The following is a 1025-nucleotide window of genomic DNA, read 5'->3' as shown; positions in this document are numbered from 1 at the left end:
TATACCCGTGATCGCCACCACCCTGTCCGGGGACGCCATGGAGATCTTCTCACCGTCCTACTTCCAGATGGTGCCGAACAACCGGCGGGAGGCCCAGCTCGCCACCGCCTATGCCAAGAAAGCACAGCAGGGAATCAGCGTGTACTACCCACGGTCGCCTGGTGATCCCCGCGGCCAGGAGGGGGACCCGGCCGTGGACGACCTCTACGTCTCCACCCTGGTGCAGGACGTCAGGAACGAGGCCACCCGGGCCGGGCTCCGCTACGAACCGCACGGCTGGGGACCCGGGGAGAACACACCGGACTGGTTCCGTGAGCGGTGCGCGGGCGAGAACCAGAGCAATCTGCTCTTCTTCGCCGGCCGGTACAACGACTTCCCCGGCTTCCTCGACGGTATGCGCGCCTGCCTGGACCGGGTCCTCGCCGACGACTCGGTGTCGCGGTACGTGGTCCAGGCGGCAGGACAGTGGAACAACACGACCGCCTTCCGCTTCGTGTCAAAAGGCGCTCCCGTGGTGCTCGCCGGCAAGAAGTGCCTCGACGGGACCCTGACCCAGGGCCTGTTTGTGAGCAGGTCGCTGGAGGACTTCTGTCACCGCCTGAAGAGCATGTACGAGGCGACCGGGAGGGCCCAGCACCAGACACTGTGGGCGGACGAGCGGATCGGCATCTCCTACGATGCCGCCAAGCTGTTCGTCGACATGGTCACCAAGAATACGGCGATCGACAGGACAGGCATCGAGAAGCAGCTGCGGCAGGACTCCCCCACGTCGTGCGAGGACGTGAAGAACTTTCCGGCGACCGCGTGGCCGGGAGCAACCGGATGCAACGACTTCAACGCCTCCCAGATAGCGCAGAGCAAACAGCTGACCGTGATCTACATCGATCTCTCCTGGAAGGAGCTCCCCCCGTACGACCCGTCGAACCAGAACCGGCAGGCCACCGGCGGGCAGCCGTGCCAGTTCGTCATCAGCGGCCGGGAGCCGAAAACCAGCGACGACTGCCTCACGCTCGACAAGTGGCCGC

The 1025-nt window shown here is 65.5% G+C and carries 1 pseudogene; it reads left to right on the top strand.

The annotated features are described in order from the left end of the window. Positions 1-7 precede the first annotated feature (7 nt). A pseudogene (locus tag NBW84_RS13640) lies at positions 8-1025 on the top strand (hypothetical protein); the annotation flags it as partial.

The organism is Protofrankia sp. CiP1_Cm_nod2, assembly GCF_920664355.1.
Classification (GTDB): domain Bacteria; phylum Actinomycetota; class Actinomycetes; order Frankiales; family Frankiaceae; genus Protofrankia.
The sequence above is the reverse complement of the archived record's forward strand: the minus strand, read 5'-3'. Positions and strand labels throughout refer to the sequence as shown.